The 18,997-nt window shown below is 31.0% G+C and carries 16 protein-coding genes and 1 pseudogene; 11 read left to right on the top strand and 6 right to left on the bottom strand.

All coding sequences use genetic code 11. The features are described 5' to 3' along the window. Window positions 1-2: 2 nt before the first annotated feature. Genes ASC44_RS00380 through ASC44_RS00355 form a run of 6 tightly spaced genes read left to right on the top strand, consistent with a single transcriptional unit; the run spans window position 3 to window position 9,450 of the window. On the top strand, window positions 3-2,729 hold the full coding sequence (locus tag ASC44_RS00380) for a TonB-dependent receptor (protein WP_055445645.1): 2,727 nt from the start codon (window positions 3-5) through the stop codon (window positions 2,727-2,729). A gap of 2 nt (window positions 2,730-2,731) precedes the next feature. Next, window positions 2,732-3,982: a DUF4249 domain-containing protein gene (locus ASC44_RS00375; RefSeq protein WP_055445644.1), complete on the top strand. Its 1,251-nt coding sequence runs from the start codon at window positions 2,732-2,734 to the stop codon at window positions 3,980-3,982. 2 nt (window positions 3,983-3,984) lie between these two features. Then, window positions 3,985-5,244 carry a DUF4249 domain-containing protein gene (locus tag ASC44_RS00370; RefSeq protein ID WP_055445643.1) on the top strand — a complete coding sequence of 420 codons (1,260 nt, stop codon included), beginning with the start codon at window positions 3,985-3,987 and terminating at the stop codon, window positions 5,242-5,244. A 2-nt stretch (window positions 5,245-5,246) separates the two neighbouring features. After that, window positions 5,247-6,485, top strand: coding sequence for a DUF4249 domain-containing protein (locus ASC44_RS00365; RefSeq protein ID WP_055445642.1), 1,239 nt, complete (start codon window positions 5,247-5,249; stop codon window positions 6,483-6,485). Window positions 6,486-6,487: 2 nt separating this feature from the next. Continuing rightward, window positions 6,488-7,732 (top strand): DUF4249 domain-containing protein, encoded by a 1,245-nt coding sequence (locus tag ASC44_RS00360; protein WP_055445641.1) that lies wholly within the window; start codon window positions 6,488-6,490, stop codon window positions 7,730-7,732. A 2-nt stretch (window positions 7,733-7,734) separates the two neighbouring features. Beyond that, complete coding sequence (locus ASC44_RS00355; RefSeq protein WP_055445640.1) at window positions 7,735-9,450, top strand: hypothetical protein; 1,716 nt, start codon at window positions 7,735-7,737, stop codon at window positions 9,448-9,450. Window positions 9,451-9,455: 5 nt separating this feature from the next. Here ASC44_RS00355 and ASC44_RS00350 read toward each other — a convergent pair whose 3' ends face one another. Together ASC44_RS00350 and ASC44_RS00345 are read right to left on the bottom strand one after the other, a co-directional pair. Next, window positions 9,456-9,956: a hypothetical protein gene (locus tag ASC44_RS00350; protein WP_055445639.1), complete on the bottom strand. Its 501-nt coding sequence runs from the start codon at window positions 9,954-9,956 to the stop codon at window positions 9,456-9,458. A gap of 39 nt (window positions 9,957-9,995) precedes the next feature. Continuing rightward, window positions 9,996-10,762 (bottom strand): annotated as a pseudogene (locus tag ASC44_RS00345) (MBL fold metallo-hydrolase). Between the two features lie 93 nt (window positions 10,763-10,855). On the opposite strand from ASC44_RS00345, the gene ASC44_RS00340 reads away from it, so the two are divergent. The 4 genes from ASC44_RS00340 (at window position 10,856) to ASC44_RS00325 (ending at window position 14,716) form a co-directional block, all read left to right on the top strand. After that, entirely contained in the window at window positions 10,856-12,307 is a 1,452-nt protein-coding gene (locus ASC44_RS00340) for a hypothetical protein (RefSeq protein WP_055445638.1), read from the top strand. A 601-nt stretch (window positions 12,308-12,908) separates the two neighbouring features. Continuing rightward, window positions 12,909-13,295 (top strand): DUF2306 domain-containing protein, encoded by a 387-nt coding sequence (locus tag ASC44_RS00335; RefSeq protein WP_055445637.1) that lies wholly within the window; start codon window positions 12,909-12,911, stop codon window positions 13,293-13,295. 94 nt (window positions 13,296-13,389) lie between these two features. Continuing rightward, on the top strand, window positions 13,390-13,560 hold the full coding sequence (locus ASC44_RS17815) for a Lacal_2735 family protein (protein WP_055445636.1): 171 nt from the start codon (window positions 13,390-13,392) through the stop codon (window positions 13,558-13,560). A 40-nt stretch (window positions 13,561-13,600) separates the two neighbouring features. Next, window positions 13,601-14,716 carry an SDR family oxidoreductase gene (locus ASC44_RS00325; RefSeq protein ID WP_055445635.1) on the top strand — a complete coding sequence of 372 codons (1,116 nt, stop codon included), beginning with the start codon at window positions 13,601-13,603 and terminating at the stop codon, window positions 14,714-14,716. Window positions 14,717-14,733: 17 nt separating this feature from the next. Here ASC44_RS00325 and ASC44_RS00320 read toward each other — a convergent pair whose 3' ends face one another. Together ASC44_RS00320 and ASC44_RS00315 are read right to left on the bottom strand one after the other, a co-directional pair. Next, complete coding sequence (locus tag ASC44_RS00320; RefSeq protein ID WP_055445634.1) at window positions 14,734-15,516, bottom strand: alpha/beta fold hydrolase; 783 nt, start codon at window positions 15,514-15,516, stop codon at window positions 14,734-14,736. 9 nt (window positions 15,517-15,525) lie between these two features. Continuing rightward, window positions 15,526-16,665 carry a cysteine desulfurase family protein gene (locus ASC44_RS00315; protein ID WP_055445633.1) on the bottom strand — a complete coding sequence of 380 codons (1,140 nt, stop codon included), beginning with the start codon at window positions 16,663-16,665 and terminating at the stop codon, window positions 15,526-15,528. Window positions 16,666-16,833: 168 nt separating this feature from the next. Here ASC44_RS00315 and ASC44_RS00310 point away from each other — a divergent pair, with 168 nt between their 5' ends. Continuing rightward, a complete protein-coding gene (locus ASC44_RS00310; protein WP_055445632.1) occupies window positions 16,834-18,114 on the top strand; it encodes a DUF7507 domain-containing protein in 1,281 nt (426 codons plus the stop codon). A 12-nt stretch (window positions 18,115-18,126) separates the two neighbouring features. Here the strand turns inward: ASC44_RS00310 and ASC44_RS00305 are convergent, their stop codons facing one another. Further along, window positions 18,127-18,690: a Smr/MutS family protein gene (locus tag ASC44_RS00305; RefSeq protein ID WP_055445631.1), complete on the bottom strand. Its 564-nt coding sequence runs from the start codon at window positions 18,688-18,690 to the stop codon at window positions 18,127-18,129. After that, a complete protein-coding gene (locus ASC44_RS00300) occupies window positions 18,687-18,890 on the bottom strand; it encodes a hypothetical protein (RefSeq protein WP_055445630.1) in 204 nt (67 codons plus the stop codon). The genes ASC44_RS00305 and ASC44_RS00300 overlap by 4 nt, the downstream gene beginning before the upstream one ends. Window positions 18,891-18,997: the final 107 nt, after the last annotated feature.

Raw genomic sequence — 18,997 nt, 5'->3', positions numbered from 1 at the left:
TTATGAAAAAGATAACATTACTTGCTTTCATGCTTCTTTTTGTGCTTTTTATTCAAGCACAAGAAAAATTAACGGTTTCTTTTAAAGACGCTTCTCTAAAAGAGGTTATAAATACTTTAGAAGACAAAACCAACCACTCTTTTTTCTACATGGAAAATTGGTTAGATGAGAATAAAATTACTAAAACCTACACCAATGCAACCTTAGAAACGATCCTTGACGATTTGCTAAAAGAGCGTTCAATAAATTACACGGTTTTTGAAGGCAAAGTAATATTAACCAATAATAGTGTTGTTTATACAACCTTACCTGAAGGCTTTTTTGGAGAAGAAGAAAAAACAATATTAAAAGAAAATGAAGCTGTTTTTTATAATGAATATAAAAACCAAAATCTAACAACCATAGGAAAACAAAATATTAATTCTAAAGCACAAGAATTTACAATCACGGGACTTTTACTTAATGAAAAAACACGTGCTCCAATTCAAGGTGTTGCCATTATTGCAGACGAAATTGGGAAAAATACTACTACAGATGCCAAAGGAAGATTCTCTATTGTATTACCCATTGGAAAAAACACGTTAGAAGCCCGCCTTTTAGGTTATCAAGGTATAAATAAAGAAGTATTAGTCTATGGAGATGGTTTCGTAAAAATTGCTATTATAGAAGCTGCAGAAACCTTAGGTGAAGTCTTTTTAGAATCTACAGCTAATAATAATATAAAAGAAGCTGTTGTAGGTGTTATAAAATTAGACATTGAAGGTTTAAAAACTATTCCTGTAGTATTGGGAGAGCGCGATATTTTAAAAGTCGCTACTACACTTCCTGGTATTTCAACTGCTGGAGAAGGCTCTGCAGGATTTAATGTTCGTGGAGGACGGTCTGATCAAAACTTATTTCTTTTAGACGATGCCGTAATGTACAATCCATCGCATTTTTTAGGTTTCTTCTCGGCAGTAAACCCATTTGCAACTGGATCTCTAGACATCTATAAAGCTAGTATACCTGCTGAGTTTGGAGGACGACTCTCTTCTGTATTCGATATAAAATCTAAAGAGCCAAACTACGAGAAATTTTCAGGAGAAGGTGCTATTGGTCCAATTACAGGAAGTTTAAGCGTACAAACACCTATAAAAAAAGGAGTGAGTTCTATTACTGCTGCTGGTCGTGCAACCTATTCTAATTGGATTTTAAGATCTCTAGATGAAGAAACCCTTAAAAATAGCGAAGCTTCATTTTACGATGGACTCGTTAAATACAATCATAAAATAGATTCTAGTAACGCAATTCAAGCAACTGGGTATTATAGTAAAGATAAGTTTAGTATAACATCAGACTCTACATTTAATTACAGCAATGCTTTAGCGTCTTTAAAATGGAACCATACCTTTAAAAACAAAAAGCATAAAAGTGAGCTTATTGCGGTAAGCACCCAATATAAATATGGTGTAGATTACGAGGCGCAATCTAACAGTAATTTTAATTTCGATTTTAAAATAAATGAAACACAATTAAAATTAAATCTAAAATACCTGCATAGCGATAAGCATAAATTCGATTATGGTATAAGCACAAAACTATACCAAGTAGAACCTGGTAATATAGATCCTTATGGAGACCAATCTATAATTACACCTTTAAGCATTGACAAAGAAAAAGGACTAGAATCGGCTATTTTCGTATCAGATCTATATGAATTTAACGACAGGCTGCTCTTTAATGTTGGCTTACGTTATTCTAGCTTTACAGCTTTAGGTCCTGGAACTCAAAATGTTTATGAAGATGGTCAGCCTAAAAACGAAGCGACTCTTACATCTGTAAATACTTATGATAATAACGAGTCTATAAAAAGTTATGGCGGATTAGAATATAGAGCTTCGTTACGTTACCTCATATCTCCTACTCTCTCGTTTAAGGCGAGTTATAACAAAACATTTCAATATTTACATTTACTATCTAACAACACTACTATTTCGCCTACAGACACTTGGAAACTTTCAGATTTAAACACAAAACCACAAAGTGCAAACCAGTACTCTATAGGTTTATATAAAAACTTTGAAGAAAAAGATATAGAAGTAAGTATAGAAGCTTATTATAAAAAAATGCAAGACATTTTAGACTATAAAATTGGAGCTGAACTCATTTTAAACGAAACATTAGAACAAGAATTACTACAAGGTGAAGGAAAAGCTTACGGTGTAGAATTTCTTATTAAAAAGAAAAAAGGCCCACTTAACGGTTGGATAGGATACAGTTACTCTAGATCCAAATTAAAGTTAAATAGCGATATACCACAAGAACAAGTAAATAATGGCGCATTCTTTCCTGCTAATTATGATAAGCCACACGATTTTAGTTTAGTTGCTAATTATAGAATTACAAAACGTTATAGTGTTTCAACAAACTTTTTATACCAAACAGGACGACCAATAACTTATCCTGTTGGTAAATATACTTTTGCCGGTAGCGAACAAGTTTTATATAGCGATAGAAACCAATTTAGAATCCCTGATTATTACAGATTAGATATTGGTTTTAATATTGAAGCCTCTCATAAAAAGGAAAAATTAGCACATAGTTTTTGGAACATCTCGGTTTACAATGTATTGGGGCGTAATAACCCGTATTCTGTATTTTTCGAAAATAATGAAGGTAAAATACAAGCCTACAAAACTTCAATATTTGCCATTCCAGTGCCAACAATAACTTATAATTTTAAATTTTAAGTATGAATGGCTTAAAACTAACATATCGTTACCTCTTAATTATAACACTACTAATTACTATTAGTTGTAGAGAAGAAATAGAACTAGAAACTGCCACTTTCGAGAGTGTTTTAGTTGTAGAAGCAACTATTACAAATGAATTAAAACACCAAGAAATAAAAATATCAAGAACAAGCGTACTTGAAGAAACCGATCAAATAATAGAAAACAATGCAGACGTTACAGTAGTAGACAATACAGGAAACAGTTTTAATTTTTCTCAAAACACAGAAGGTGTTTATATTTCTAACGATCTATTTGAAGCGTTACCAAATGTAGAATATACTTTAGAAATTAATACCATAAATGGTGCTACTTACAGCGCTAACCAACAAACATTAACACCAATCTCACAAATAGATAATTTATATGCAGAATTTGTAAATGATGATGTAAAAGGACCTGGTGTACAAATTTTTGTAGATAGCGAAAATAACAACCCTAACACGCAATATTTTAGATATGAATTTGAAGAAACTTACAAAATAGTAGCACCACATGACTATCCTGTAGGTGTTAACTTTTACAATTATGAACCTAATCCTAGCCTATGTAAACCTGTATACTACGATATTGAATTTTTTGATAAAACTCAAGAAGAAAGTATTTGCTATAGCTCTAGTAGAAATACAGAAATTATACAAGCAAGTAGTATTAATTTATCGCAAAATACTATTTCTCGTTTTCCTATTCGTTTTCTTCCAGAAGATGCTTTAGACGATGTTATAGATACTAGTATTTTAAGAGATAGGTACTCTATTAAAGTAAAACAATATATTCAAAATTTTCAAGCCTATACTTATTATAAATTAGTCGCTAGTTTAGGAAATACCGAAAGTGTTTTATCTCAAAATCAACCAGGTTTTGTTGTCGGTAACTTAAATAGTTTAACTAATAATAAGGTTGTTGGTTTTTTTGAAGTAGCTTCAGTAACAGAACAAAGAATATTTTTTAATTTCAATGATGTAAACATTCCTTATCCAAGATATCTGTATGAATGCGATTACAGAGAACTAGATTATAATGACAACTCAAATGGTGACTGTGATGGAGACCCTAACGATCGCAATTTATTATACATATATGTAACTGGTGAAAATTATAAATTAGTTAATTACCTACCAGCAACAGTAATCTACTCCATAGCAAAAGAAGAATGTGTTAACTGCACAACTATAGGAACTAACATACAACCAGATTTCTGGATAGAATAATTATGAAAAAAAACAGTTACATATTTATATTAATTTTTAGTTTTCTTGCATTAAGTTGTAGAGAAGAAATAGAACTAGAAACTGACACTTTCGAGAGTGTTTTAGTTGTAGAAGCAACAGTAACAAATGAATTAAAACACCACGAAATAAAAATATCAAGAACAAGCGTACTTGAAGAAACCGAACAAATAATAGAAAACAATGCAGACGTTATAATAGTAGACAATGCAGGAAACAGTTTTAATTTTTCTCAAAACACAGAAGGTGTTTATATTTCTGATAATCTATTTGAAGCGCTACCTAATGTAGAATATACTTTAGAAATTAATACCACAAATGGTGCTACTTACAGCTCTAACCAACAAACATTAACACCCATATCTCAAATAGATAATTTATATGCAGAATTTGTAGATGATGATGTAAAAGGACCTGGTGTTCAAATTTTTGTAGATAGCGAAAATAACAACCCTAACACGCAATATTTTAGATATGAATTTGAAGAAACTTACAAAATAAAAGCACCATACGATTTTCCTACTGGTTTTTATTTTACTGGTTTTTTCGACTACAACGACCAGTGTGATCGGTGTTATTATGATATTAATTTCTTTGAAAAACCTATCGAAATTGAAGAAGAAATCTGTTATACTACTAATTTAAATACAGAGATTATACAAGCAAATACGATAACTCTTACTGAAAATAATATTTTAAGACTCCCTGTTCGTTTTATACCATTAGACGAAAGCAACAATATAATAGATACAAGTATTCTGCGTGACAGATACTCTATTAAGGTAAAACAATACGTCCAAAACCTAGAGGCTTATAATTATTATAAATTAATATATAACTTAAGTAATACTGAAAGCGTTCTATCGCAAACCCAATCAGGCTTTGCAGAAGGAAATATAAGCGCCATAGGAAATAACAATATTAGTGTTGTTGGTTTTTTTGAAGTTGCTTCAGTAGCAGAAGAAAGAATCTTTTTTAACTATCAAGATGTTAATATTCCTTACCCTAATTATATATATGCTTGTGATAAACAAGATCTAGATTTTAATGACACTGTAAATACTCAATGCGATGGCGATTTAAATGAAAGACGACAATTGTATAATCTTGTATCTCGCGAACAATATCAACTTGTAGATTTAGGCAATCTTTTAGCTCCTAATGTTTACACTATAGCAAAAGAAGAATGTGTTAACTGCACGACTATAGGAACTAACATACAACCAGATTTCTGGATAGATTAATTATGAAAAAAAACAGTTACATCTTTATATTAATTTTTAGTTTTCTTGCATTAAGTTGTAGAGAAGAAATAGAACTAGAAACTGACACTTTCGAGAGTGTTTTAGTTGTAGAAGCAACAGTAACAAATGAATTAAAACACCACGAAATAAAAATATCAAGAACAAGCGTACTTGAAGAAACCGAACAAATAATAGAAAACAATGCAGACGTTATAATAGTAGACAATGCAGGAAACAGTTTTAATTTTTCTCAAAACACAGAAGGTGTTTATATTTCTGATAATCTATTTGAAGCGCTACCTAATGTAGAATATACTTTAGAAATTAATACCACAAATGGCGCAACTTACAGCTCTAACCAACAAACATTAACACCCATATCTCAAATAGATAATTTATATGCAGAATTTGTAAATGATGATGTCAAAGGACCTGGTGTACAAATTTTTGTAGATAGCGAAAATAGTAACCCTAATACGCAATATTTTAGATATGATTTTGAAGAAACCTATAAAATAGTAGCACCACATGACTATCCTGTAGGTGTTAACTTTTACAATTATGAAACTAGTCCTAGCCTATGTAGACCTGTATACTACGATATTGATTTTTTTGACAAAACTCAAGAAGAAAGTATTTGCTATAGTTCTAGGAGAAATACAGAAATTATACAAGCAAGTAGTATTAATTTGTCGCAAAATACTATTTCTCGCCTTCCTATTCGTTTTATTACAGAAGATGCTTTAGACGATGTTATAGATACTAGTATCTTAAGAGATAGGTACTCTATTAAAGTAAGACAATATATTCAAAATTTAGAAGCCTATAATTATTATAAATTAATCGCTACTTTAGGAAATACCGAAAGTGTTTTATCTCAAAATCAACCAGGTTTTGTTGTCGGCAACTTAAATAGTTTAAATAATAAGGTTGTTGGTTATTTCGAAGTAGCTTCAGTAGCAGAACAAAGAATATTTTTTAATTTCAATGATGTAAACATTCCTTATCCAAGATATCTGTATGAATGCGATTACAGAGAACTAGATTATAATGACAACTCAAATGGCGACTGTGATGGAGACCCTAACGATCGCAATTTATTATACATATATGTAACAAGTGAAAATTATGAATTAACTAATTACCTGCCAGGAACAGTAACCTACTCCATAGCAAAAGAAGAATGTGTTAATTGCACAACTATAGGAACTAACATACAACCAGATTTCTGGATAGATTAATTATGAAAAAAAACAGCTACATATTTATATTAATTTTTAGTTTTCTTGCATTAAGTTGCAGAGAAGAAATAGAACTAGAAACTGCCACTTTTGAAAGTGCTTTAGTAGTAGAAGCTACTATTACAAATGAATTAAAACACCAAGAAATAAAAATATCAAGAACTAGTGTACTTGAAGAAACCGAACAAATAATAGAAAACAATGCAGACGTTATAGTAACAGACAATACAGGAAACAGTTTTAATTTTTCTCAAAACACAGAAGGTGTTTATATTTCTAACGATCTATTTGAAGCGTTACCAAATGTAGAATATACTTTAGAAATTAACACCATAAATGGTGAGACTTACAGCTCTAACCAACAAACATTAACACCAATATCTCAAATAGATAATTTATATGCAGAATTTGTAAATGATGATGTAAAAGGACCTGGTGTTCAAATTTTTGTAGACAGCGAAAATAGCAACCCTAATACGCAATATTTTAGGTACGAATTTGAAGAAACTTACAAAATAGTCGCACCATATGACTCCCCTGCAGGTGTTAACTTTTATAATTACGAGGTTAATGCTTCTGACATGTGCCAACCGGTATTCTACGATATTGAATTTTTTGATAAAACTCAAGAAGAAAGTATTTGCTATAGCTCTAGTAGAAATACAGAAATTATACAAGCAAGTAGTATCAATTTATCGCAAAATACTATTTCTCGTTTTCCTATTCGCTTTATTCCAGAAGATGCTTTAGATGGTGTTATAGATACTAGCATTTTAAGAGATAGGTACTCTATTAAAGTAAAACAATATATTCAAAATTTACAAGCCTATACTTATTATAAATTAATTGCTAGTTTAGGAAATACCGAAAGTGTTTTATCTCAAAATCAACCAGGTTTTGTTGTCGGCAACTTAAATAGTTTAACTAATAATAAGGTTGTTGGTTTTTTTGAAGTAACTTCAGTAACAGAACAAAGAATATTTTTTAATTTCAATGATGTAAACATTCCTTATCCAAGATATCTGTATGAATGCGATTACAGAGAACTAGATTATTCTGATAACGAGAATGGCACCTGTGATGGAGACCCTAACGACCGCAATTTATTATACATATATGTAACAGGTGAAAATTATAAATTAGCTAATGGCATACCAACAACAACAACTTACTCCATAGCAAAAGAAGAATGTGTTAACTGCACAACTATAGGAACTAACATACAACCAGACTTTTGGATAGATTAATTATGAAAAAACACACACTAATTTTAGCACTATTCCTTTTTGCGTTAACGCTACAAGCACAAATTGATAAATCTAAAGTAACCATAGATTTGTCTCAATTTCAAGAGGAAGAGGCACAATTACAAACCAATACAGATCTTGTATTAGTAGGAGAATATCTCTACTATAAAATGTTTGCACTTAGTAATGGGAAATTAAGTAATATTAGCAAAATAGGCTATGTAGAACTTATAGATGCCAACAACAATACAATAGTCAAGCATATTTTAAACTTAAAAAATAGCGCCGCAAGTCAGCGTATTTTTATTCCCACAGAGCTAAAGACTGGCCATTACAAATTGATAGCCTATACTAATTGGACGAAGAACAATCTAGAAAAAAGCTACTTCGCTAAAAACGTATATGTAATAAATGCATTCTCAAATACTAATCAAAATATTACAACTAATAATGCTCCAATACAATTAAGCAAAGTTAAAACTCTAGAAGTCCCAGTACAAAACAACAATAATATCGTTATATCTACACCAAAACAAACTTATAGCAATAGAGAACTTGTAACTATAGATGTAGAAACAAATACTTTTTTTAAAGATGGAAACTATAGCTTATCTATAAATAAAGTAGATTCTATTGCTCTTGAGAATACACTAAAAGATACTTTTATTGCTGAAACACCTTCTAACACCTTATTTATTCCAGAAATGAGAGGCCAACTAATCACTGGTACTATAACGAATACTGTAAATCCTTTAGATATAAAAAACAAAAATGTAGCACTCTCTGTTCCTGGAAAGAATTTCGACTTCAAAATCTCAGAAACTAATGCTTTTGGACAATTTTTCTTCAACTTAGATACAAAACTTCATAGCAATAGTGCCACTTTTCAAGTTATAGAGGATAACAACAACGAGTATAAGATAGAAATTAACAAAGGCAATAAGAATAATTATGCTAACAACAATTTTAGTAATCTTGAGATAGATAATAATTTAAAATACACATTAGAAAATCGTAATATTAAAAACCAAATTGAAAATGCATACTACCAAAATAAAAAAGACAGTCTGTTAACAGAATTTAAAACAAAGTCCTTTTACAAAACAAAAGAAAAACTTTATGTCTTAAACGAATACACCAGATTTAAAACCGTTAGAGAAACATTTATAGAAATTCCTAACGAAGCAGGATTAAGAAAAGATGGTGATAATTATAGAATTATAGTTTACGATCGTTACGACGAGAAAAAGAGTCAAGCCATTAGAAACATAGATCCTTTAGTAATTGTAGATGGTATGATTGTACAAAACAATAACGATCTCGTAAATTACGATTCGTATAAAATAGAATCGATAGGCATTGTTGTTGGTCAATATCTTTATGGCACAAAATTATACCAAGGTATTATTAGTATTTCTACATCTACCAAAGATTTTAAAACCTCTATTAAAGGAGATTTTATTACAGAAACAGCATTAAACTTACCGGAAGATGAAACGCTATATTTCCAACCAGAATATTTAAGCAGTGCAGATAACAAACGTGTTCCAGATTATAGAAGACAGTTATTGTGGGTTCCTAAAACAAATTTAAACGAAGTAAATAATAGCTTTACAACTTATACTTCGGACGATAAAGGAACTTATAAAGTTACTGTAGAAGGTTATAACACAAACGGAGAATACATTTTAAGCGCTTCTTATTTTAATGTAAAATAATGGCTTTAAAGAGGATTTAATAAAGATTCTGAGACTCTAAAGTTTAGTTCTCCATTATCATTTAGCGAATAAACAATAAGCATTTCTCCCCAAAGTTGTCCATCGGTAAAATCTGCTATAATCCATTTATGGTTTAAAACTCTAATAGAGTTTATTAGCATTTTTTTATCGGTTGTAGACGCGTATGGCACTAAAGGATGTTGATTACCACTATATTCATTTTGCGTATATAACGCATCTTTAACGGTTATCATTAATTTTTCTACATCGTAACCTTGCTTAAAAAAATAGTCGTAAGAATGGTCGTTATAATCGAAACTAAACTGAGATAAGTTATAAATATCGTCTTTTAAAGTTAAAATTGAATCTCGGTATTTTACAACTTGCTCTTTAGAGTTTGCAACTCTTACATTACTATCATCAAATATTTTTTTGGAATTTATATAATTAAATAGTAATAGTAAAACCGAAAATATAAACAGATACATAAAAATGCGATTCTTCATAGTAGTAAAAAAATTAAGTTGTTTTTAAAATGTAATATATTAGTTAGCAATCTCTATTGTAAGCGTATCATAAGCTAAAAAAACGTTCTCAGGTAGTTTTTGTTGCACCTCGTCATGAAAACCTAAGTAATGGCTAATATGCGTTAAGTATGCTTTTTTTGGTTTTAATTCTGAAATAATAGCTAACGCTTCAGCTAAATTAAAATGCGAGATATGTTCTTTCTCACGCAAAGCATTAATTACCAGTACATCTAAATTTTTAAGCTTTTGCTTTTCAGTTTCAGCAATAGTTTTCATGTCTGTTAAGTAAGCGAAATTACCAAACCTATAACCAAAAACTGGTAGCTTATAATGAAGCCCTTCAACAGGTATAATCTCTAAACCATTAATAGTAAAGGGTTCATTTTTAACTTCATTTTGAATAAGATTTGGAACACCTGGGTATTTAATTTCAGAAGTAAAAATATATTCAAAACGTTGTTGTAACTGGCCTAAAACACGATTGTGAGCGTAAATATCGATATCGCCTTGTTTAAAAAAAACGGACGAATATCATCTAATCCCGCAGTATGATCTGCATGTTCATGTGTAAACAATACAGCATCAACTCTTTCTGGGTTGGCACGTAACATTTGCTGTCTAAAATCTGGACCACAATCCACAACAAACGTAAAATTTTGCCACTCTACTAAAATAGAAACACGTAGGCGCTTATCTTTAGAATTAGTACTTAAACAAACAGGATGTGTGCTCCCAATTACTGGTATACCTTGCGAAGTTCCTGTGCCCAAAAATGTAATTTTCACTGTTCCTGTTATTTGTCACAAAAGTAAGATATTTTTTTTGTTTGCTTTAGTTATTTAATACCTTTGTCCGTAAGTAAAACAATGCTTGAAACTATGGAAATTACACTTAAAGGAGACAAGAATATAGAATCTATTCCTTCGCTTAAAGACAAAGCACTTCGTATTAATTTAAACGAAAATATTTACGGAACTTTTTCCGAAATCGGTGCTGGACAGGAAACTGTTCGTCAGTTTTTTAGAGCTGGTGGTGGTTCTGGAACCATAGCCAAAGCAATGTCTGCTTACGATAAAGATTTTAGTGACGCCATTTATGGTATTGAAGAAGACAAACGTTATGTAACCGAAGCGCGTTTGCGTAAAATGTTAGATCATGAAATGAATCTAACAGAGCAACGTATTACTAGAGACAAGCATCCTCATAAAATGTTTTTTAGTTATGCAAATACAGTTGCTACTATAGATTTTGCAAAAAAATACAAAGGACATGGTTGGGTTGGTATAAAATACCAAGTTGATGCAGACCAAGAATATAACGAGATTGTTTTACACATTCGTTTTAAAGAAAATGATGCACGTTTACAACAAGAAACTTTAGGTAAACTAGGTACAAACCTTATTTATGGTGCTTTTTATAAGTACAACCAACCTAGAAAATTACTGCGTTATTTATACGACCATTTAGATAAAGATCAATTAGAAATTGATACTATTAATTTCTCTGGTCCTGTTTTCGAAAATGTAGATAACCGTTTAATGAGTTTACAACTTGTTAAAAACGGAATGACGGATGCCGTAATGTTTGCTCCAGATGGAAATAACGTTTTACCAGCAAGAGTACTTTACAAACGTAACATCTTAACACTTCGTGGAAGCTTTAGACCTGTTACCAAAGTAAATATGGACATGTATAAAAAATCTTTAGACATGTTTTTAAAAGAAAATAAGGTCGACGAAGATAAAACGCAAGTTATTTTCGAAATCACGCTGTCTAATCTTCGTGCAGAAGGAGAAATAGACGAGCAAGATTTTATGGACCGCGCAAAACTATTATGTTCATTAGGTCAAACCGTATTAATATCTAATTTCCAAGAATACTACAAACTCGTAGAATATTTCTCTCAATACTCTAAAGCAAGAATGGGCTTAGCAATGGGTGTAAATAATTTAGTAGATATTTTCGACGAGAAATACTACAGACATCTTAGTGGAGGTATACTTGAAGCCTTTGGAAAACTCTTTTTCAAAGATTTACGAGTGTATTTATATCCTATGGAAAATGAAGATGGTACCTTAACTACAAGCGATAATTTAAAAGTACACCCACGTATGAAAGAGCTATACAAGTTCTTTAAATATAACGGTAAAGTTGTAGATATTACAGACTACGATCCTTCTACTCTAAACATCTTTTCTAGAAAAGTTTTAAGTATGATTAATAAAGGTGAAGATGGTTGGCAACGTTTACTACCAGAAGGTGTAAGCAAATTAATTATGGAAAAAAGCCTATTTGGTTGCGAAACCGAAGAGGTAACCAATAGAGAATAATACAATTAATTTATAACGTTTTTTACTATTCCGCGTTAGTATATAAAAAATTATATCGCTTTCGCGGAAGGTAATACCGTTGGTTTTATAAACTTATTCCATAGTATTGGTTAAGTGTATATTACACTCAAACTTGCCTTCTTCATTTAATAGATTTAATTTTCAATTTATAGTCAGCACAGTTCTGCGTATTTAATCCAATACCTGTACAGATATACACATCGTAAACGTTAGACTTTTCGTCAACTACCTAAAACTGATTTCTATCTAACACATTATCTGCTTTCGTTGTATTTTTAATTTTAAAATACATTCCTATTGATTTATAATTCTTTTTTGTTTTTTCATAAACAGAACCACCTGTTCCCGTTGCACCTGCATTTAACTTTTCATTTTTAAAATAGCCAACTATTTTAAATTTAATAGAACTGGATAATTTATAAAGTAAAAGGTTATTAAATATTAAGAAGGTCTGTTATTTATATTTATCTTGACAGTAGCAATACTATATTTCAGAACCAAAAAACGACAATTCGCACTTTTTTAAATGTAATAGAGAACTTAGTTTTTAATATTTGACCAACAAACCAAACCAAAATCTATGTCTTATAACGTTTTAATGTTTTTACATTTGTTTACAGTACTACCTGCTTTTATTTTAGGAACTATTAGCCTTCTCCTAAAAAAAGGAACACAATTACATAAAGTCTTAGGTAGAATATATATGATCCTCATGCTGTTTACTGCCTTTGTAACACTATTTATGCCTGCTGCAGTTGGACCATCACTTTTTAATCATTTTGGTTGGATTCATCTCTTTAGTTTCTTAACCATTTACACAGTTCCTACAGCTTATATAGCCATAAAAAAAGGTAATATAAAAGCACACAAACGTAAAATGATTTTGCTCTATTTTGGCGCACTCATTATAGCTGGTGCTTTTACTTTTATGCCAGGTCGTTATTTACATTCTGTATTCTTTGGTTAAAGAGTTGCTGTTATACTAAAATCGTTTTAACAAAACCTTAAAAGTAAATAACTGTCTAGTTTTTATATTTGTATCAAAGTCTACAACAAAAACTATGTTCGATATATTTAAAAATAAAAGCAAACTCAACAAGCTTAAAAAAGAGTATAAATGTTTAATAGAACAACCTTACAAGTTATCCAATGTTACTAGTTTAGAAAGCGATAAAAAACAGCTGGAAGCGCAAAAAATATTGGAACAAATAGAAGTATTACAACACGTGTAAAAAGAGTATATTTGCGATCAAATTACTTTAATTTTACCTTATGAACTGTCTACTTACCGGAGGAATAGGAATTGTTGGAAGTCATGTAATATTCGATTGGCTAAAGCAAACCATTTCAAATAATTCTCAAGATCATTTATTTGTTGTTATAAGAGACAAAGAAATCTCTGCAAGAGAACGATTAATAAAGGTTTTAAACAACGCTACAAAACCAGATTATCTTAAGGAGATTAGTCTAGAAAAGTGTTTAGAAAAAATTACAGTAATTGCAGAAGACCTTGTTAATATAAAAAAAGAGACGTTAGAAATTTATAATTTCTCGACCATTATACATTGCGCGGGCTCAACTAATTTGTCTCATGCTACAAATTCTAAAACAGTAGTTCACGAACAAAATTATGTTGCCACCCAGCAGCTTTTAGAAAATCTTCCAGAAAGTGTCAATCGTTTTATTTACATAAGTACAGCCTACTCTTTTGGTATTCAAAATGAAATAGTAAACGACAGTATTTCAGAATATAATGTGGATAGTTTTAGAAACCCATACGAACAATCTAAATACGAAACGGAACAATACGTTATTAAAAAATGTGACGAGATTAATATTACCTCGCAAATTTTAAGACCTAGTATTATTTGTGGTCGTTTACTGGATAAGCCATTTTTTGAAACTCCAAAGTTTGATGTATTTTACTCTTGGCCAATGTTTTTAGATAAATACTCTAAAAAATTCACCGATGCTTTTAGAATATGGATTGATAAAGAAAGCGGTCTTAATATCGTGCCTGTAGATTTTGTATCTAAAGCTATTTTATATGCTGTGGATCATCCAGAAATTAAAGAACTTAATATTGTTAATCCAAAACAAGTTTTACATAAAGATTATGTTGGTAAGGTATTAGAATCTTTTCAAATAAGTAATTATGAGTATACAGACAAAATGCCTTTAGACCTTAATAGTTTTGAAGCTTTATACTATAAAACCATTGGGCAGTTGTTTAAAAACTATATTTCTATTCCAGATTTACAGTTCGATGCAAAACGCATTAAAGACGTTATTACACAATTAAAATTAGAAACTACTCTTGGTGTGCATGACAACTTCATGAATCTTATTAACTTCTCTGTAGAAAAGAAATTTAGGCAAAGCTATTAAGCAAATAACGTGCGTGACTAAGTTAAGCTATTAATAAACTTAATAGTTTGTATGTTAAAAGCTTCTGGCTGCTCTACATTTACTACATGTCCACAGTCTTCAATTATTAACAACGTAGATTTTATATGTTTAGCTACAATACTCTTTATAGAAGGCAAAAACAAGTGATCTTGTTCACCCATAACATATAAGGTTGGTATTTTTATGTCTTTAGTTCTAAAGAAACGGAGTAATGGGTTTATTTCAGATGTTAATTTAAACCATCTTACAAATTCTTTTTGATATAGTTTCTTTGCTTCGTTTACAAACAAAAGACGTGATTTTTTGTGATTCTTACGTGGCATTATAATAAACGCAAAGAACTTATAAAGTAACATGTAAGGTACTACAGATTTAAAAACAACACCTAATTTAATAAGCACTTGAGATCTAAAGTTTAATTTCATGATAGCGCCACCCATGATCATACTTTGGACACGTTCTGGATGGTTTTCAGCAAGATTTCTAATCAAAATTGTACCTAGAGAAATACCAATAAAATGAGATTTTTCAATCTTTAAATGGTCAATAACTTCTACAATATCGTTAGTAATAGAATCGAATGTATATTTAGAATTAAAAGCGTCTTTTAATGCTGGTTTAGAGTTTCCATGACCTCTTAAGTCTAGAACTAAAACGTTAAACTGCGCTCCAAAACTTCTTATTTGCTTAAACCAAATAGACGAGCTTCCTCCCGCTCCGTGCACGAAAGTCACCCATTCGGTTGCAGTTTTATGTAAATAAGTAGTGTAGTTTAACATGTTGCGAAATTACATAAAGTCTTTTAAAACAGCTACAACATAATCAATTTCTGTTGTAGTATTGTATTTACAGAAGGAAAATCTTAGCGAAGGTTTCTTCATATCTTCATCACATAAAATCTGCGACAACACATGAGATCCTTTACTACTACCGCTCTGGCAAGCACTTCCTCTAGAACAAGCAATACCTTTTAGGTCTAATTGAAACAATAATATTGATGCTTTGTCTGCTGCAATTGGTAAGCAAATATTTACAACGGTGTACGTACTTTTTTCGAAATCTGCAGAACTTCCATTAAAACTAGCTTCTGGAAAAGCTTTCGTTATCTCGTTAATAAAGTATTTTTTTAGTGATGTTATGTAAGCTCGTTCTTCTACTAAATTAATGTAAGACATTTTTAGAGCCTCTTCAAGACCTACAATATTATGCACAGCTTCTGTTCCTGCTCGTGTTCCTCTCTCCTGCTCTCCTCCAAAAATCAATGGTTTTAGACCAGAGTGCTTTCTAACAAAAGCAAAACCAACACCTTTTGGTCCATGAAATTTATGTGCACTAACGGCTAGAAAATCAATATGGATATCTTGTAAATCTAATTCGTAATGTCCTACCGATTGTACAGTATCGCTATGAAATAAAGTATCATTGTTTTTACATAATTCGCCAACACGTTTAATATCTAAGATATTACCAATCTCATTATTTACGTGCATTAAACTAACCATTTTCTTTTCTGGAGATTGTAATAACGCTTCAAGATGTGTGTAATTAATATGTCCGTTGGCCTCCAAGTCTACAAACTTTACAGTTATATCGTATTCGTGCTCTAATTGATTTAATGTGTATAATACGGCATGATGCTCTATTTGAGACGTAATTATTGTTTTTACTCCCAAATCTCTAACCGCACTTCTAAGTGCAAGGTTATCTGCTTCTGTTCCTCCAGAAGTAAAAATAATTTCAGAAGCCAAACAATTAAGTTGCTTTGCTACAGTTTTTCTAGCACTTTCCACCATAGATTTAGACGAACGTCCATAACTATGAGACGACGATGCATTACCATAACATTCGTGCATTACAGTCGTCATTTTCTCTACAACTTCTGTTCTTATTTGTGTTGTTGCTGCACTATCAAAATATACTTGTTTCATTTTTTTTGGGAAAACTTTAATACTTATCAATAATCCTTGAAACTCCTACATTTTAAAAGGAAAACGAGTTCTTTCAAGGCATCAAAAATAAGCCAAATAAAATTAATTACCATAAGCTGTGTTATCATTTGCTTAATTCTCCTATTTTTGTTACTTAATCTATCTTATATGAGAATTATTTTTTCTTTTTTAGCCTTAGCTTTTCTTATTACTAGTTGTGATGATGGTGACATTCTTACAGCAGAATTAAACTTCGACGATACTTTTGAAACCTGCGGTGAATTAGTATTCTATAAAATAAAGACGGATCCAGCTGAAACACTTTCAGTTGTAATAAATACAACATTCGAAGCCTTAATCGAGACAGAAATTGATGCTACTAATCCATTATTAGTAAACTTAGTTACTTCCGATCCTTCTTTCACCATTACTTCAACTTATCCTTTTAATTATAGAACATATAGTGATGATGTTAGTGATGCTATTTTTTGCAACTCTATTCCTGCTTCAGACCTAAATATTACAAATGATTACGTTTCTACAACAGGATTTGCAAATTTTACTATTGTTTTAACTGAAGATGATAACGACGGAATTCCTGCCGAATTTGAAGATAGAAATGGTGATGGTAATTATGAGAATGACGATACAGATTTGGATGGTATACCAAATTATCTTGATGAAGACGATGATGGAGATAATGTATTAACATCGGTAGAAATTGAATCGCAAACTATTACATCAGAAACAGAGTTGTCCTTAGTAAGAGATACAGATGGAGATGGTATACCAAATTACCTTGATAATAATGATGATGGAGATAGTGTTTTAACTATAAATGAAGAAGGCTTTCTTACACCTAATTTAGATCCAACAGATGATATTACCGATCCTAATGTTGGTGCAGATTATTTAAACGCAGCAGTTGAAAGCAATGATGCAGCAACTACCCAGTACATAGCGCATACAATACAACAAAGTTTTCAATTAAATTTAATGCTTCAAAGTATTGTTATACCAATTTTAGCACAAGATTTTTTAGACTTCGGGACGTTAACCACTACAAGCTCTAGAGAGGTAACACCTTTATTATTGGATGATTCTTACACAGTAGATAAGACTCAAGTTAGCGGACCAAACCCAGCAACAGCAGCAGGCGATGTATTAAATTATAAAATTACATTAGTAAATACAGGTATTACAACTTTAACCGGTGTTACACCAACAGATACGCTGCCAGATGGTACAATTGGAACTTTAAGTTTTGTAGTAGAAACGTTAACTAATGATGGTATCTTTGAGCCTGGCGAAACTTGGACGTATTTAATTAGCTACACAGTAACGGCTGCAGACTTAGCAAGTGGTGCAGACATAATTAATAATTTAAGTGTAATAACAACAGAGTTACCAAATCCAAAAGTAGATACAGCAATAACACCAATACTTTAAGAATTAAAGAACTTAATCATGTGGGTTAATATTTTGATAAATATAAACCTCTGTTGCTCCTTGACCGTATTTTTTATAATCGGCGTCATAATACTTTACATTATTATAACGCTTAAATAGGTACTCTAACTCCATTTTTAGTGTGCCTTCACCAACACCATGAATGAATACAATTTTTTGTATTTTCTTTTGCATGGCGAATTCCAACTTATGTTTTGCGGTGTCAAGCTGAACTAACTTTTTATCATGACTACTCATGTGTCTGTCAGATTTCACCAAATGATGAAGGTGCAGATCGACTTCCATAGTTGGTTGAAACCGCTCTTTAGGCTTTACTCTAGAAATTGTTCTTTTTTTATTCGATTCTTTTTCTGAAAGCACCTGATTTATACTTTTACTACTAAAAGCACTTTTTCGGAGACTATCACCTTCTTTTTTTACAATTTCGTTAGCATTAAAAGACAGTTCGAAGCCATCTTGGTCTTCAATTGTAATTTCAGAATTAACTATTTTAACAACTTTACCAGAAAGTGCTTCATCTAAAACATATACGTAATCACCAATTTTAAAACTCATTCTTCTTCATCATTAATTTCATATTCCTTCTTTGGTGGCTTGCTTGATAATGACGTATTAAGCATAAACAAGCCAGACATCAATGTAAAAATACCTAGAACCAAAAGCAAAATACTCTGGTTTTCGTTTGCATTAGCATAAATAGCAATGCTTCCGCCTATTATAATAAGTAAGTAACTTATTGTGTTTTTGTGTTTCATTATTTTAATAAAATGCTAATATAAATGTTTTCGATAGAGAATAACTGAATGATAATAATTAAATACGACGAAACGCTTGTAAAATACCGTGAAAATCAAGCTCTTAC

This window comes from Lacinutrix mariniflava, from assembly GCF_001418015.1.
In the GTDB taxonomy this organism is placed as follows: domain Bacteria; phylum Bacteroidota; class Bacteroidia; order Flavobacteriales; family Flavobacteriaceae; genus Lacinutrix; species Lacinutrix mariniflava.
This window is presented reverse-complemented; position numbering and strand designations above follow the sequence as displayed.

What these genes read in the sequence shown, in the direction of transcription:
- ASC44_RS00380 (WP_055445645.1), top strand. Translation starts at nt 3, where the DNA reads ATGAAAAAGATAACATTACTTGCTTTCATGCTTCTTTTTGTGCTTTTT.
- ASC44_RS00375 (WP_055445644.1), top strand. Translation starts at nt 2,732, where the DNA reads ATGAATGGCTTAAAACTAACATATCGTTACCTCTTAATTATAACACTA.
- ASC44_RS00370 (WP_055445643.1), top strand. Translation starts at nt 3,985, where the DNA reads ATGAAAAAAAACAGTTACATATTTATATTAATTTTTAGTTTTCTTGCA.
- ASC44_RS00365 (WP_055445642.1), top strand. Translation starts at nt 5,247, where the DNA reads ATGAAAAAAAACAGTTACATCTTTATATTAATTTTTAGTTTTCTTGCA.
- ASC44_RS00360 (WP_055445641.1), top strand. Translation starts at nt 6,488, where the DNA reads ATGAAAAAAAACAGCTACATATTTATATTAATTTTTAGTTTTCTTGCA.
- ASC44_RS00355 (WP_055445640.1), top strand. Translation starts at nt 7,735, where the DNA reads ATGAAAAAACACACACTAATTTTAGCACTATTCCTTTTTGCGTTAACG.
- ASC44_RS00350 (WP_055445639.1), bottom strand. Translation starts at nt 9,956, where the DNA reads ATGAAGAATCGCATTTTTATGTATCTGTTTATATTTTCGGTTTTACTA.
- ASC44_RS00340 (WP_055445638.1), top strand. Translation starts at nt 10,856, where the DNA reads ATGGAAATTACACTTAAAGGAGACAAGAATATAGAATCTATTCCTTCG.
- ASC44_RS00335 (WP_055445637.1), top strand. Translation starts at nt 12,909, where the DNA reads ATGTCTTATAACGTTTTAATGTTTTTACATTTGTTTACAGTACTACCT.
- ASC44_RS17815 (WP_055445636.1), top strand. Translation starts at nt 13,390, where the DNA reads ATGTTCGATATATTTAAAAATAAAAGCAAACTCAACAAGCTTAAAAAA.
- ASC44_RS00325 (WP_055445635.1), top strand. Translation starts at nt 13,601, where the DNA reads ATGAACTGTCTACTTACCGGAGGAATAGGAATTGTTGGAAGTCATGTA.
- ASC44_RS00320 (WP_055445634.1), bottom strand. Translation starts at nt 15,516, where the DNA reads ATGTTAAACTACACTACTTATTTACATAAAACTGCAACCGAATGGGTG.
- ASC44_RS00315 (WP_055445633.1), bottom strand. Translation starts at nt 16,665, where the DNA reads ATGAAACAAGTATATTTTGATAGTGCAGCAACAACACAAATAAGAACA.
- ASC44_RS00310 (WP_055445632.1), top strand. Translation starts at nt 16,834, where the DNA reads ATGAGAATTATTTTTTCTTTTTTAGCCTTAGCTTTTCTTATTACTAGT.
- ASC44_RS00305 (WP_055445631.1), bottom strand. Translation starts at nt 18,690, where the DNA reads ATGAGTTTTAAAATTGGTGATTACGTATATGTTTTAGATGAAGCACTT.
- ASC44_RS00300 (WP_055445630.1), bottom strand. Translation starts at nt 18,890, where the DNA reads ATGAAACACAAAAACACAATAAGTTACTTACTTATTATAATAGGCGGA.